The organism is Amycolatopsis sp. NPDC047767 (assembly GCF_040704195.1).
Classification (GTDB): Bacteria; Actinomycetota; Actinomycetes; order Mycobacteriales; family Pseudonocardiaceae; genus Amycolatopsis.
In genome coordinates, this window is sequence record NZ_JBEYSJ010000043.1 from 65,361 (window position 1) to 79,288 (window position 13,928).

Here is a 13,928-nt window from a genome sequence, read left to right on the forward strand (position 1 = left end):
CTACCCACCCCGTCCCACCGGTCGGGTCGGCACAACTGACGCCGTCCGCAACGCCGTGGTTCCGGTCAGCAGCTGCCGGAGCCGCCGCCGCATCCCCATCCGACACAGCTCGAACCATTGCCACAGCTCGACCCGGGGTAAAGCTGCCGCTGCTGAGAAAGACGCCACCCTGGTATTCGGGTGACCATGCCGGGTTGTCTCGAATCAGCCGTCGGCGGTGGGTCTGTCGCGGGCGGCGTGGTTCCGTTCAGCAAGTGCCGGAGCCGCCGCCACATCCCGAACCACCGCCACCGCACCCCGATCCGCCACCGCAGCTCGACCCGCCACCGCAGCTCGACCCGAGATAGAACCCGCCGCCGAGAAAGGCGCCGCCGCCGCGAGAGGTGCCTCCTTGGTACCCGGGGTGACCGCGCCGGGTTGCCCCGACTCGGCTGAAGACGGCCCGCGTCTCGCGGTCCGGGTGGTTGGCCAGCCCGCCGACCGCCACGGCGCCCGCGGCTCCCGTCACGAGGCTGCGATCCGCCCAGGCCGCACGCACCGCTTCGTAACCCGCGTTGGTGCGACCGGCCGGCTGCCACGAGCAGATGAGAGCAACGACCCCGAGCACCGAGATGAGGACCACGGCCGCGGCGACGAACCAGCTCGTGGACGCCACACCCACGACCAGGCCCCCGACCGCGAACACGGCTTCCGCGGCGGCCACCGACCACCACCCGCGGCGCCGCTGGGCGGCGTCGACCACGAGTCCCCGCGCCGCGAGGTCGCCGGCGAGCGCGGCCATCGCGTCGGTCGTGACCAGCCGCCCGATGACGTCGGGGAAGGTCGGTGCGCCGGCACCGACGAGCTCGGCCGTGGCCACGCCCAGCGCGTCGACGGGCGCCAGCGGGGTGCGGTGGAGCCGCCCGTTGCTGTCGAGCCGCAGCTGTTCGCGTTCGATCATCGCCGCCACCACGGTTTCACCGGTGCGGTTCGGGCCGGCGGTGAGGAATGCGATCTCCGCGAGGGAGCCGAGGCCGGTCGCGCTGCGGGAGCCGGCCCGGATTCGCCGGTCGTGGCGGAGTCCGCCGAGGAACGCGAATATGCCGAGCAGTGTCAAGGCGATGGTGGCGATGAGTGTCATGGCGCCTCCCCGGTGCGTCGTGTTTCGTAGCACGCGCAGGAAGACACCGTGGTTGCCCCGGGTTTCCCTAAGCCTTCCTCAAGAAAAAAGCGCCCTCCCGGTGGGGGAGGGCGCTTTTCGGTGATCGTCGGTGTTACTCGGTCTCGGGGACGAGCTTCAGCGAGATCGAGTTGATGCAGTAGCGCTGGTCGGTCGGGGTGTCGTAGCCCTCGCCCTCGAAGACGTGGCCGAGGTGGCTGTGGCACGAGGCGCAGAGCACCTCGATGCGCTTCATGCCGAGCGTGCGGTCTTCGCGCAGCAGCACGGCGTCGGAGTCCGCCGGGTCGAAGAACGACGGCCAGCCGCAGTGGCTTTCGAACTTCGTGTCGCTGCGGAACAGTTCGGCACCGCAAGCCCGGCACTCGTACGCGCCGGTGGTCTTGGTGTCGGTGTACTCGCCGACGAACGGCCGCTCGGTGCCGGCCTGGCGAAGCACCGCGTACTCCTCGGGGCTGAGCTGCTCGCGCCACTCCTGCTCGGACTTCACCACACGGGGCGTGGTGCCGACGACGGGTTTCATACCTTTCACTTCGTCCACGTTACCCCGCCAGGAAAGCGATCGCGTGGGTCACGATCTGCCATGCGGTCACGATCACCCCGAGCACGATCAACGCCGCGATGAGCGCCGAAACCCAGTACCGCAGCCCACCCGCGCGGCTGCTGGAATCGGCGAAGTCGGAGACCTGGTCGAGGCACGCTTCGACGGTGAACGTCGGGCCCGTGCGCTCCATCCGGTCGAGGTGCGCGGCGAACGCGCGCGCCTCCGGGTCGTACGGATCCAGCCCGACGAGATCCTCGTGGAACCGAGGATTCCAGCCTGGCTGTACAGCTCCGCTCTCGGCCATGGCTCCACGGTAGGCCATCACCCCTGCTCACCACACTCCCCGCGCGGCGAGTCTCACTGCTTCGCAACAGTGACGTAGCTCCAGGTGACGGCGGGTGGGGGAGCGGCTACTGGCTCGCTCCGCCGTCCGGCCGGGTGTCGCCGTTGAGCATCAGCCCACCGCCCTGCACCGCGATCACCTGCACGACCTTCGACACGGTGCCGCCGTCCGTCGTCAGGCTGATCTGGATGTCGACCGAGCCGTCCGGGTTGTTGCGCTTCAGGTAGGCCGACGCGCCCCCGAAACGCTTGAGCGAGTGCTGGCTCCAGTACGAGGTGAAGGCGTCGACGCTGCCGTACGGCGCCTGCGCGGCGGAGGTCAGCATGCCCCACGCCGCCCCCGGATTGTCACCGACCGCCGTGTAGAACTGCACGACGGCGTTGCCCGCGGGTTGCCACTGAACGTTGCCGTTCGACGCGACCGGCGGGGGCGCCGAGCTGCTCGACGGCGCGCTGGAACTCGGCGCGGGCGCCGAACTCGACTGCTGGGGCTGCTGGCCCGCCTGCGAGGACGTGCCCTTGCCCCCGCCATCGCCGCCGGAGCTCAGCACCAGGAACACCACGACCGCGATCACCACCACGGCCGCCGCGCCACCTGCGAGCAGGGCGAACTTGCGCTTGTTGTCGGCAGGCGGCGGCGTGCTCGACGCGTTGCGGTAGTTCGGCGCCGCGGCCGTCGGGGCCGGGCGGGGCTGCTGCTGCGTGGGCCGGACCGGGGGTGCGGGCTGGGGCCGCGGCGGGGTGTTGGGCGGTGCGGCGGGTGAGCGCATCGGCATGAACGCCGCCGTCGGGGTGCGGGGCGGGTTCGACGGGGCCTTCTGCGTGGGCACCGGCGCGCTGGGCTTCGGGCCGTCGACGCGCTGCCAGGGCGGGCGGGAGCCGCCGCGGTCGAGGCGTTCGGTGGGGCCGGACGACAGGAGTTCCGGGCCCACGGCGGGTTCGCCCGCTGCGAGCTTCGCCAGGCCTTCGCGGGCCTCGGCCATGCTGGGGCGCTCGCCGGGCTCGCTGCGCAGCAGGCTCATCAGCAGTGCGGTGGCCGGGCCGGCCTGGGTCGGCGGGTTGATCTGGCCGTTGGCGGCCGCGTAGAGCAGCGCGAGCTGGTTGGTGGTGTTGCCGTAAGGCGTCTGGCCCTCGATGGCCTGGTAGAGCGTCGCGCCGAGGGCGAACACGTCGGAGCTGGGCACCGGGTCGGCGCCGCGGGCCAGCTCGGGGGCGAGGTACGCGGGCGTGCCGCCGATGAGGCCGGTCTGCGTGAGCGTCATGTCGCCGGCCGCGCGCGAGATGCCGAAGTCGGTGATCTTCGCAGTGCCGGTCTCGTCGATGAGGATGTTGCCGGGCTTCACGTCGCGGTGGACGATCCCGGAGCGGTGCGCGGCGACGAGCGCGGCGGCCACCTGCTCCCCGATCCGCGCGACCTGGCCGACGGGCAGCGTGCCCTGCTCGGCCAGCACGGCCGAGAGGCTCGGGCCGTCGAGGAACTCCATCACCAGGCAGGGATCGCCGCCGTGTTCGGCGATGTCGAACACCACGATCGCGTTCGGGTGCTGGAAGCGGGCCGCGTTCTTGGCCTCGCGCATGGCGCGCTGGCGCATGTTGTCGCGTTCGGCCTCGGAGACGCCCGGCTGGGGGAGGATCTGCTTGATCGCCACCGACCGTTCCAGGCGCACGTCGACGGCGCGCCACACCACACCCATGGCACCGCTACCAATGTGCTCGACGAGGCGGTAGTGCCCCGCGATCAGCTGACCGGTGTCGATGGCGACCGCTCCTGACGAAATCCCGGTGATCGTGGCCTTACTCAGCGCGGATACCCCTCGCGCACCCGAACGAGTGTAGCGGTCGGGTGGATGTTGCCGCCGTCAGCCAGCCGGTGCGGAGGCGGCGGGCTCTTCCTCCTCGACGGCGGGAGTGCGCTTCTTCAGCACCCTGACCAGGCCGACGGCTCCGGCAACGGCGAAAACGGCGTAACAAGCCAGGAGCGCGGGCGGCGTGTCGCCGGTCAGCGCGTCGGCCAGCACCACCACCGCGACCGTGCCGGGGACGCTCCCCAGCAGCGTGCCGACCAGGTACGGCACCGGTTTGACCGTCGAAACCCCGCACAGGTAGCTCAGCGGCGCGAAGGGGACCACGGGGATCAGCCGCAGCGAGGTGATCGCGAGCACACCGCCGCCGGACAGCCGTTCGTTCACGATGCGCACGGGTGCGCGGTGCAGGTGGCGCGGCACGAGGTCGCGGCCCAGCAGCCGCGCGAGCCCGAAAGACAGGCCCGCTGCGATCGTCGTCGCCACCAGGCCGATCGCGATCCCCGCGACGCTGCCGACGAGCAGCCCCGCCGCGAGGTTGAACACGGTGCGCGGAATGGGCGCCACGGTGAGCAACGAATACGCGACCAGCAGCACCAGTGGCGTCGCGGGACCGGTCGCCTGCGCCCAGTGGCGCAGGTCCGCCGGGCCGGGGATCGGCAGGAACACCGCGGCCGCCGCGAGGAGGGCGAGCACGACGAGCGCGAGGATCAGCTTGGTTCTGCCGGACACGCTTTCCACGGTAGGGCACGGCGTGATCGGCGGGCGATCGGCGTGGATCCGGCTACGGTGGGCCCATGCCCAAGAACGGCGATCCGGTCGAGTACCAGGTGGGGGAGCGCACCGTCAGGGTCACGAGCCCGGACAAGGTGTACTTCCCGGAGCGCGGCATCACGAAGCGGCAGGTGGTGGAGCACTACCTCGCCGTGGGCGAGCCGCTGCTGCGGGCGATCGGCGAGCGGCCCACCACGCTCAAACGCTACGTCGACGGCGTGGCGGGCGAGTGGTTCTACGCCAAACGCGTGCCCAAGGGTGCGCCCGAATGGGTCCAGACCGCGCGGATCACGTTCCCGTCCGGGCGCACGGCCGACGAGGTCTGCCCGACCGAGCCGGCCGTGTTCGCGTGGGCGGCGAACCTCGGCACGTTCGACTTCCACCCGTGGCCCGTCCGGCGGTCCGATGTGGACCATCCGGACGAGCTGCGCATCGACGTCGACCCGCCGGACTCGGCCGGCTTCGACGACGCCGTCGCGGTGGCGCGCGTGGTCCGCGAGGTGCTGGCCGACGCCGGGCTCACCGGCTACCCCAAGACGTCCGGCGGCCGCGGGGTCCACGTCCTCGTGCGCATCCGGCCGGAGTGGGACTTCATCGCCGTGCGCCACGCGGTGATCGCGCTCGGGCGCGAGGTCGAACGCCGCATCCCGGACAAGGCCACCGTTTCCTGGTGGAAGGAGGAACGCGGCGGCCGCGTGTTCCTCGACTACAACCAGGCGGCGCGCGACCGCACCGTCGCGTCCACGTGGTCGGTCCGCGGCACGCAGCGCGCGACCGTGTCCACGCCCCTGACCTGGGCGATGCTCGACGACGTGCACCCGGACGACTTCGACGTGCTCACCGTCCCGGCGTTCCTGGCCGAGCACGGCGACCTCCACGCGCCGATGGACGAAACGGCGTTCGGCCTCGAAACCCTCCTGGAGTGGTACGACCGCGACGATCGCGACCTCGGCGGCGCGGAGCTGCCGTACCCGCCGGACTATCCCAAAATGCCGGGCGAGCCCAAGCGCGTGCAGCCGAGCAAGGCGCGGTCCGACACCGAGTGATCGCCTCGTCGCCGCGGGTGCTCACCGTCCGTGATCAACTTCGGCGAACACGAAAAATTCCCACCTTTACGGCTGCGTAACGTTCCCGCAGGTCAGACTGGGAGTGGAGTAGCGTGCTGCGGGCTCGGGATACCCCCGGTGACGGATCCGGCGCGTAACGCCCCGGCGCCGCGTGGCGACTATCCCGCGCCGGAGGAGCCCGGCTCGAGGAGGGAGGCCTTTCGTGGACGACCTGATCGCGTTCCTCGCCGCGCGGGTGGGTCAGCGGCAGGCGCTGATCATGCAGGCGGTGCAGAAGGCGAAAACCGGCGAGGCGCTCAACCGCGGCGAGACGAAGGTCGCGGTCGAACAGCGCGTGCGCGCCCTGGGCGACACCGAGCTCGACGTCGTGAACCAGATGATCAACGAGGTCGAGGTCACGCGCCGCATCATGCTCGCCCACCGCACCACCGTGTCCGAAAAGGTCCCCGGTTTTCCTTTGTACGGCAGCGAATACTGGTGCGAGACCTGCCACGTCCCGGCCGACGAGGCGGGGTCGAACTAGTGCCTGACGCTGCGGCTGCTCGCCCTGCCGTACGCGGACCACCCGGACTACAGCGAACGCTGGCGCCCGTAGCCCGTCACACCGGGGAATCCGCGGCCACGCGCCCGTGTTGATCCAGGCGTGACGTTCCGGATCTCCGTGCTCGACCGGTCGCCCGCCAGTCGCGGGCGGGGCAGTGCGCAGGCGCTGCGGGACACCGTCGCGTTCGCGCGGGACATCGAGGGGCTGGGGTATCACCGGTTCTGGGTGTCGGAGCACCACAGCGTGCCCGGGGTGGCCGGGTCGGCGCCGACGGTGCTGGCGGCGGCGGTCGCGTCGGTGACGTCGCGGATCCGCGTGGGCACGGGCGGCGTGATGTTGCCGAACCACCGGCCGCTGGTGGTGGCGGAGCAGTTCGGGGTGCTGGAGTCGCTGTTCCCGGGCCGGATCGATCTGGGGCTGGGCCGGTCGGTGGGCTTCACCGACGGCGTGCGGCAGGCGCTCGGCCAGGGGCGCGAGGCGGCCGAGGACTTCGGCGCCCAGGTGCGAGAGCTGCTCGCCTTCTTCAGCGGCGACCAGACGGCCTACCCCGGCGTGCACGCGATCCCGGCCGAAGGGCTGAGCCTGCCCACGTTCCTGCTGGCCACCGGCTCCGGCGCCGGCCTCGCCGCGGAGCTGGGTCTGCCGCTGGTGATCGCGCCGGCGCGCGGGCAGCGGGCAATGGTCGAGGCCATCCACCGGTACCGCGACACCTTCACCGGGGCCCAGCCGTATGTCGTCGTATCGACATCGGTCGCCGTCGCCGATACCCACGAAGCGGCGAGCCGGCTGCTGGTGCCCGAGGCGTGGTCGACGGTGTACTCGCGCAGCCACGGCGTCTTCCCGGCGCTCTCGCCCGTCGACGAGATCCTGGCCCTGCCCAAGACCGACCGCGAACGCACGCGCCTCGACGACATCGTCGCGAGCCAGATCGGCGGCACCCCCGCCGAGGTGACCGACCGGCTCGGCGAACTGGTCGAGGCCACCGGTGCCCACGAGCTCCTGGTCAGCACGAGCACCTACGACCAGTCCGCCCGCGTCGAGTCGTTCGCCGCGCTCGCGGAGCTGGCCGGGCTTTCGGTCTCGGCCTAAAACCGGTTACGCGCTGCGGACCTCACTGCTACGGTGAACGCATGACTGCCGGGTCGGCCGAGAGCCGTGAGCAGACGGGGTACCCGGCCTTGCCGTGACCCCCCGGCGGGCCCGTGGCCCGCCCCTCCCCAGCGAACTCCGAGGACATTCCTGCGGTTCGCGAAGGGAGGTGAAATCGTTTGTCCACATCGGAATCCAGCACGGCGGAAACCGCTTGGCGCGCTTGGCTGTCCGAGCACGCAACGGGCGGAGTGCTCGACGGCGTGGTCGTGCAGCAGCTGCCGTTCGGTGCGTTCGTCGAGGTGGCGCCCGGCATCCAGGGCCTGCTCGTGACCGACCGCGGCGCGGCTCCTGAAGTCGGCGCCCGCCTGTCGGTGCGCATCGAGCAGATCGACGTCGAACGCCGCCGGTTCAGCCTCGCCACGGCGTGATGCGCGGGGGTTGGGGCAGAAGCGCTGCTGCCCCAACCCTCAGCTCACCACGGCCACAATCGTGCGCGCGACCTCGGCCGGCGGCGTGCCCAGCACTGTGCCCGATTTCCCAAGTCACGACGGGGTTTTCTCATCCGCGCCGAGGTGATCGAGCCGCCACTGCCGAACACCCGGCCCCAGGCGCCGCGCGGTCGTGGTCTTGCCGGAGCCGAGCGTGCCGTTCAGCCGGCCGATCATCCCAGCGCCACCGGGGCGAACCCCGCCGGAGCGGGCAGCCGTCCGGTCGCGAGCAGCAGTGCCTCCCGGTCGTCCCTCGACGGCAGCGGCCGCCCGGCAACGCCCTCCACGATCGCCCGCGTCGCCGCGAGTGTCGACGCAGGCGGACCGTCCACACCGGACACGTGCAGGGTCAGGTCCAGGTGGTGCAGCGTCGCTTCGACCACATACGTCGTGAGGAAGTCCGCGACCGTCAGCACCTGGTCGCGAGTTTCCACGCGGGCGGCGGGATCCGCGGCCGCCGCGGCCCGCCCCGCGGCGACGGCCAGGTCGTCGAAGTGGTGCTTCACCGAGGCCGGCCCGGAGTACGCCGCGGCGCCGCGGCGGACGAACGCCGACTCCGCTTCGGTGCCGTCACCCGGTTCCCCGGGCTCCCAGTAGGTGACGGCGTCGCGCGTCGCGGGCGCGTCGGTGGTCGTCACGAGCGTGATGAGGATGTCCTGCGCCCCGATGATCAGGTGGAACACGAGGTCCTGCACCAGCCATCCGGCGCAGCCGGACGGCGCGACCCACTGCGCGTCGTCGAGGGAGTGGACGGCTTCCTGCAGGGCGCCCCAGGCCCGGGGGAAAAGATCCATGCCGCACCCTAGCGAGGCCGCACTCCGGCCCGCACAAGGTTTCTACCGCGTTTCTACAGCCGAAGCTGCAGCTGCGTGAGCAGCCGCTGGGCCGGATCCCCGAGATCGACGCCGGACACCTCCGCGGCCCGCCGCACGCGGTATCGCACGGTGTTCGGGTGGATGTTCAGCGCCTTCGCCGCCGCGCGGGCGTCCCCGAACGCATCGAGGTACGTCAGCACCGCCGGCACGAGGATCCCGCCGTGGTCGGCGTCGTGCGCCAGCAGCTCGGTGAGCCGCGGATCGCGGATGCGGGGCTGGTCCGCGAGGTACGCCAGCACCTCCGACAGCAGCACGTCGGCGCGGACGTCCGCCAGCGACGCGACGGCCTCAGGCCAGCGACCACGCGCCATCGCCAGCAGCACCCGGTCCGCATCGCCCCGCGAAGCCGCGGCGTCGGACAACCGGGGGACCACCCCGCCGAGCGCCGCGCGCACCGGCACGTCGAGGTGCCGCTCCGCCGCCGTCACGATTTCCTTGGCCAGAGCCAGAACCGCCGCGTCCGAATGCTCCGGCAGATCCGGCAGCAACGCGTAGACGCGTCCGCCCAGCACGCTCACCAGGGCACTGCGCCGGTACGCGGCGGTGTGCACCGCGATCAGGTGCACCAGCTCCGCGCGCCGCAGCAGCCGGTCCGACGCGGCGGGACCGGTCGACGACAGCGCGAAAGTCAGCACCTGGGCGGGCCGCGCGGGGTCGGCGCCGATGTCGTCGGCCACCGACTCGGCGTCGACGCGGCCCTCCAGCAGACCGGCCAGCAGATCTTCCCGCAGCCGCAGCTGGGGGCTGGGCAGCGTGCGAGCGCGGATGAGCTGCGGCGCCAGCGTGCGGCTCGCGCCGAGCAGCGCCACCTCGGCCTGTTCGGTCAGCGGCGTGGCGCCCTCCTGCACCCAGATCGTGCCCAGCGGCTGCGACCCCGCGTGGATGCCGGCCGCGATGCGCCGGCGGATGCCCAGCTCCGGCCGTTCGTCGATCCGCACGATGCCCTCGCCCGCGCGCAGCCGCTGGTAGACGCCCCATTCCCGCAGCATCGCCAGGTACCGCTCGGGTCCCTCGCGGCCGAGGATCGACAGCCGGCGCAGCTCGTCGACCTCGTCCGACGAGCGCGAGTACGCCAGCACGCGGCTCGCGGTGTCCTCGATGCTGACCAGCCCGCCGGTGAGGGTCGCGACGGTCTGGGCCAGGGCGAACAGGTCGCCCAGCACCTCGCCGGTCTCCGCCTCGCCGCCGGCGCGGGCCGCGTCGACGACCCCGCGTGCCAGCGCCTCCACCTGCTCCCACCGCGCCTCGGCCCCCACCGTGAGCAGCGCGACCCCCGCGTCGGCCGCCACGTCCGTGCCGCCTTCGCCCTTCACCGCCACCGCCGCCGCGCCGCCGCGCCCGGCCGCCCGGATGGCCGCGGCCGCCGCCCGGCCGCGCGCGCCGATCACCAGCACGAGGTCACCCGGGTGCGCCTCCGGCGGGTCTTCGGGGTCGAGGATCACCACGTCGTCGACCCGCACGCCCAGCCCTTGCGGCGCCACCAGCACGCGCACGAGCGGCTCGCCCAGTGTCGCTAGCACGTGGCGCAACGAGGTGGCGGGAAGGCCGTCGGACGCTTCGGCGGTCACCGGATCACCTTCATCCGATCGGACAAGTTCATCACCACGATTCTAGCCGGTCGGACAAACCTGCCGGCGCTTCCCGGAGTTACGGTTCGGGCATCTCAAGCAGTAGTGCACGTGAAAGACCCGAGGGAGCCGCCGTGGACGCCGTGACCCAGACACCCGCCCCGAAGAACGAGCCGGTGTACACCTACGCACCGGGCAGCGCCGAGCGCGCCGAGCTGGAAGGGGCGCTGAAGAAACTGGGTCAGGCCGGTCCGGTCGACCTGACCGTGACCGTCGGCGGCGAGCAGCGCGCCGGGGGCGGCGAGAAGATCGACGTCGTCGAGCCGCACAACCACGGCCACGTCCTCGGCACCATCTCCAGCGCCTCCCAGCAGGACACGAAGGACGCGATCGCGGCCGCCGGCAAGGCCGCGCCGGAGTGGCGCGCGCTGTCCTTCGACGACCGCGCCGCCGTGCTGCTGCGTGCCGCCGACCTGCTCACCGGCCCGTGGCGCGCCACGCTCAACGCCGCCACCATGCTCGGCCAGTCGAAGACCGCGACGCAGGCCGAGATCGACTCCGCGTGCGAGCTGGCCGACTTCTGGCGCTTCAACGTCGAGTTCGGCCGTCGCATCCTCGCCGAGCAGCCCGCCAGCTCGCCCGGCGTGTGGAACCGCATGGAGCACCGCCCGCTCGAGGGCTTCGTCTACGCGATCACGCCGTTCAACTTCACCGCGATCTCCGGCAACCTGCCCACCGCGCCCGCGCTGATGGGCAACACCGTGCTGTGGAAGCCGTCGCCGACGCAAAGCTTCGCCGCGCACCTGACGATGCGGCTGCTCGAAGAGGCCGGCATGCCGCCGGGCGTGATCAACCTGCTCCCGGGCGACGGCAAGGCCGTGTCCGAGGTGGCGCTCACACACCGCGACCTCGCGGGCATCCACTTCACCGGCTCCACCGCGACGTTCCAGCACCTGTGGGGCACGGTCGGCGCGAACATCGCCGGCTACCGCAGCTACCCGCGGCTCGTGGGCGAGACCGGCGGCAAGGACTTCGTGCTCGCGCACCCGTCGGCCGACCTCGACGTGCTGCGCACCGCGCTGGTCCGCGGCGCCTTCGAGTACCAGGGCCAGAAGTGCTCCGCGGCTTCGCGTGCGTACGTGCCGCGCAGCCTGTGGGAGCAGCTGAAGGACGGCCTGGTCAGCGAGACCGAGGCCATCACCTACGGCGACGTCAGCGACCTGTCGCACTTCGGTGGCGCCGTGATCGACCGCCGCGCGTTCGACAAGCACGCGTCGCTGTTCGAGCGCGTGAAGGGCGACGCCGAGGTCGAGATCCTCACCGGCGGCACCGCCGACGACAGCGTGGGCTACTTCGTGCAGCCGACCATCCTCGTGTCGGGCAACCCGAAGCACGAGATCTTCAGCACCGAGTACTTCGGCCCGATCCTGTCCGTCCACGTGTACGAGGACGCGCAGTTCGACGAGCTGCTGAAGGTCATCGACGAGACCGCGGCCTACGCGCTCACCGGTTCCGTGATCGCCAACGACCGCGCTGCCGTCGCCAAGGCCTCGCAGGCGCTGCGCTACACGGCGGGCAACTTCTACGTCAACGACAAGCCGACCGGTGCCGTCGTCGGGCAGCAGCCGTTCGGCGGGGCCCGCGCTTCGGGCACCAACGACAAGGCCGGTTCGATCTTCAACCTGCTCCGCTGGACGAGCCCGCGCTCGATCAAGGAGACGTTCGTGCCGCCGACCACCGTGCGCTACCCGCACCAGGGCTGAGGGAGAGACCGCCATGTTGCGTGCCCCGTTGCTCGCCGCCGCCCGATCGAAGCGGATGCGCGCGTTGATCGAAGCCGTGCCCGCGACGCGATCCGTCGTGCGCCGCTTCGTCTCCGGGTCCACGACCGCCGACGCCGTGCGCGCCGCGCGCGAGCTGGCCGCCGACGGCCGGTCGATCACCATCGACCACCTCGGCGAGGACACGACCGACGCCACCCAGGCGGCCGGCACCGTGCGGGCGTACGAGGAACTGCTCTCGGCACTCGCCGAGCAGGGCCTCGCCGCCGGCGCGGACGTCTCGGTGAAGCTCTCGGCCGTCGGGCAGTTCCTGCCCGGCGACGGCGAGGGCGTGGCGCTGGAGAACGCACGCAAGATCTGCGCGGCGGCCGAGGCCGTCGGCGCGACGGTGACGCTCGACATGGAGGACCACACCACCACGGACTCGACGCTCGCGATCCTGCGTGAGCTGCGCGGCGAGTACCCGTGGGTGGGGGCGGTGCTGCAGGCGTATCTGCGGCGCACCGAGCAGGACTGCCGTGAGCTGTCCGGCGCGGGGTCGCGGGTGCGGCTGTGCAAGGGCGCGTATGCGGAGCCTTCGTCGGTGGCGTTCGAGGACAAGGCCGAGGTCGACCAGTCCTACGTGCGCTGCCTGCGCGTGCTGATGGCGGGCGAGGGCTACCCGATGGTGGCCTCGCACGACCCGCGGATGATCGCCATCGCGAAGCGCTTGGCCGCCGACAACGGCCGCAAGCCCGGCGACCACGAGTTCCAGATGCTCTACGGCATCCGCCCGGAGGAGCAGAAGAACCTCGCGGCCGAGGGCCGCACGATGCGCGTGTACGTGCCGTGCGGCGACGAGTGGTACGGCTACTTCATGCGCCGGCTCGCCGAGCGTCCGGCCAACCTGGCGTTCTTCCTGCGGGGGCTCGTCACCCGGTCCTGAGAACCTGCGAAGGCCCCCTCGACCACGTCATCCGTGGTTGAGGGGGCCTTCGTCGTCGGTCCTGCCCCTGCTCGGGGTCGGTGCGTCAGGCCTGCTCCTGGGCGGCCTGCTCGGCGGCCTTCTTGACCTCGTCCATGTCGACCTCACGGGCCTGGCGGATGAGGTCCTCCAGCGCCGACTCCGGCAGCGCGCCCGGCTGCGCGTAGATCAGCGTCTTGTCGCGGATCACGGCGAGCGTCGGGATGGACCGGATGTCGAACGCGGCGGCGAGCTGCTGCTCGGCCTCCGTGTCGACCTTGGCGAAGACGATGTCGGAGTGCTTCTCCGACGACTTGTCGTACACCGGCGCGAACTGGCGACACGGCCCGCACCAGCTCGCCCAGAAGTCGATCAGGACGAAGTCGTTGTCGGTCACGGTCTGGTCGAAGTTGGCGGTGGTCAGCTCAACGGTGCTCATGGTGGCTTCAACGGACGGCGCCGGGCGGGAATTCCCCGGCGCCGGGTAGCGTCATGGGCCGGAAGTACGAGGTGAGGAGGACCACCCATGGCGAACGGCGAGATCCTGGGCCGCATCGACGAGCTCATCGCGGAGGAGCACCAGCTGCGGTCGCAATCGGTCGGCACCGGGCTGTCCGGGGATGACCAGGCGAAGCTGACGAAGGTCGAGCAGGAGCTCGATCAGTGCTGGGACCTGTTGAGGCAGCGGCGCGCTCGGGCGGAGTTCCATGAGAACCCGGATGAGGCGAAGGTGCGGTCTGTGGGTGAGGTTGAGGGGTATCGGCAGTAGGGGCTTTTGGGTTGTTCGGCTCGGCGTGCTGCGCACACCATTGCCGGATATAGGGGTGGGTGGTGGGCACCCCGATTTTTGATTGTCACTACGGTCTGGGTCGGTTTGTCAAGGCGGGAAAGCGTGCCCACCCGCACGGACGCGTTCACGGCCGGGTCGAGGAAGTCGATGCCGTACGCCGTC

General features: G+C 71.6%; 17 protein-coding genes. 8 read left to right on the forward strand and 9 right to left on the reverse strand.

What is annotated here, in order from left to right:
- Positions 1-247: 247 nt before the first annotated feature.
- From AB0878_RS43640 to AB0878_RS43660, 5 genes are all read right to left on the reverse strand, one after another.
- Positions 248-1,120, reverse strand: a complete 873-nt coding sequence (locus AB0878_RS43640; RefSeq protein WP_366588104.1) for a TIGR04222 domain-containing membrane protein — start codon at positions 1,118-1,120, stop codon at positions 248-250.
- Positions 1,121-1,253: 133 nt separating this feature from the next.
- Complete coding sequence (gene msrB / locus AB0878_RS43645) at positions 1,254-1,679, reverse strand: peptide-methionine (R)-S-oxide reductase MsrB (RefSeq protein ID WP_366588107.1); 426 nt, start codon at positions 1,677-1,679, stop codon at positions 1,254-1,256.
- 19 nt (positions 1,680-1,698) lie between these two features.
- Positions 1,699-2,004: a hypothetical protein gene (locus AB0878_RS43650; protein ID WP_220238380.1), complete on the reverse strand. Its 306-nt coding sequence runs from the start codon at positions 2,002-2,004 to the stop codon at positions 1,699-1,701.
- Between the two features lie 106 nt (positions 2,005-2,110).
- Positions 2,111-3,784 carry a serine/threonine-protein kinase gene (locus AB0878_RS43655; RefSeq protein ID WP_366588141.1) on the reverse strand — a complete coding sequence of 558 codons (1,674 nt, stop codon included), beginning with the start codon at positions 3,782-3,784 and terminating at the stop codon, positions 2,111-2,113.
- 117 nt (positions 3,785-3,901) lie between these two features.
- Complete coding sequence (locus AB0878_RS43660; RefSeq protein WP_366588109.1) at positions 3,902-4,576, reverse strand: TVP38/TMEM64 family protein; 675 nt, start codon at positions 4,574-4,576, stop codon at positions 3,902-3,904.
- Positions 4,577-4,641: 65 nt separating this feature from the next.
- Here AB0878_RS43660 and AB0878_RS43665 point away from each other — a divergent pair, with 65 nt between their 5' ends.
- The 5 genes from AB0878_RS43665 (at position 4,642) to AB0878_RS43685 (ending at position 7,749) form a co-directional block, all read left to right on the forward strand.
- Positions 4,642-5,664: a DNA polymerase domain-containing protein gene (locus AB0878_RS43665; RefSeq protein WP_366588111.1), complete on the forward strand. Its 1,023-nt coding sequence runs from the start codon at positions 4,642-4,644 to the stop codon at positions 5,662-5,664.
- A gap of 223 nt (positions 5,665-5,887) precedes the next feature.
- Positions 5,888-6,208, forward strand: a complete 321-nt coding sequence (locus AB0878_RS43670) for a DUF6221 family protein (RefSeq protein ID WP_366588113.1) — start codon at positions 5,888-5,890, stop codon at positions 6,206-6,208.
- A gap of 9 nt (positions 6,209-6,217) precedes the next feature.
- A complete protein-coding gene (locus AB0878_RS43675) occupies positions 6,218-6,280 on the forward strand; it encodes a DUF6221 family protein (RefSeq protein ID WP_366588143.1) in 63 nt (20 codons plus the stop codon).
- 48 nt (positions 6,281-6,328) lie between these two features.
- A complete protein-coding gene (locus AB0878_RS43680; RefSeq protein WP_366588115.1) occupies positions 6,329-7,318 on the forward strand; it encodes an MsnO8 family LLM class oxidoreductase in 990 nt (329 codons plus the stop codon).
- 179 nt (positions 7,319-7,497) lie between these two features.
- Complete coding sequence (locus AB0878_RS43685; protein WP_366588117.1) at positions 7,498-7,749, forward strand: S1 RNA-binding domain-containing protein; 252 nt, start codon at positions 7,498-7,500, stop codon at positions 7,747-7,749.
- A 114-nt stretch (positions 7,750-7,863) separates the two neighbouring features.
- Here AB0878_RS43685 and AB0878_RS43690 read toward each other — a convergent pair whose 3' ends face one another.
- Genes AB0878_RS43690 through AB0878_RS43700 form a run of 3 tightly spaced genes read right to left on the reverse strand, consistent with a single transcriptional unit; the run spans position 7,864 to position 10,252 of the window.
- Positions 7,864-7,986 carry a hypothetical protein gene (locus AB0878_RS43690; RefSeq protein ID WP_366588120.1) on the reverse strand — a complete coding sequence of 41 codons (123 nt, stop codon included), beginning with the start codon at positions 7,984-7,986 and terminating at the stop codon, positions 7,864-7,866.
- A complete protein-coding gene (locus AB0878_RS43695; RefSeq protein WP_366588123.1) occupies positions 7,983-8,603 on the reverse strand; it encodes a maleylpyruvate isomerase N-terminal domain-containing protein in 621 nt (206 codons plus the stop codon). The genes AB0878_RS43690 and AB0878_RS43695 overlap by 4 nt, the downstream gene beginning before the upstream one ends.
- Before the next feature lie 53 nt (positions 8,604-8,656).
- Positions 8,657-10,252: a helix-turn-helix domain-containing protein gene (locus AB0878_RS43700; RefSeq protein ID WP_366588125.1), complete on the reverse strand. Its 1,596-nt coding sequence runs from the start codon at positions 10,250-10,252 to the stop codon at positions 8,657-8,659.
- Positions 10,253-10,386: 134 nt separating this feature from the next.
- Between AB0878_RS43700 and pruA the strand changes: the two genes are divergently transcribed.
- Entirely contained in the window at positions 10,387-12,015 is a 1,629-nt protein-coding gene (gene pruA, locus AB0878_RS43705; protein WP_366588127.1) for an L-glutamate gamma-semialdehyde dehydrogenase, read from the forward strand.
- Between the two features lie 13 nt (positions 12,016-12,028).
- Positions 12,029-12,958 (forward strand): proline dehydrogenase family protein, encoded by a 930-nt coding sequence (locus tag AB0878_RS43710; RefSeq protein ID WP_366588130.1) that lies wholly within the window; start codon positions 12,029-12,031, stop codon positions 12,956-12,958.
- Between the two features lie 85 nt (positions 12,959-13,043).
- Here AB0878_RS43710 and trxA read toward each other — a convergent pair whose 3' ends face one another.
- Positions 13,044-13,415 carry a thioredoxin gene (gene trxA, locus AB0878_RS43715; protein ID WP_366588133.1) on the reverse strand — a complete coding sequence of 124 codons (372 nt, stop codon included), beginning with the start codon at positions 13,413-13,415 and terminating at the stop codon, positions 13,044-13,046.
- A gap of 87 nt (positions 13,416-13,502) precedes the next feature.
- Between trxA and AB0878_RS43720 the strand changes: the two genes are divergently transcribed.
- Complete coding sequence (locus tag AB0878_RS43720) at positions 13,503-13,745, forward strand: DUF2630 family protein (RefSeq protein ID WP_366588135.1); 243 nt, start codon at positions 13,503-13,505, stop codon at positions 13,743-13,745.
- Positions 13,746-13,928: the final 183 nt, after the last annotated feature.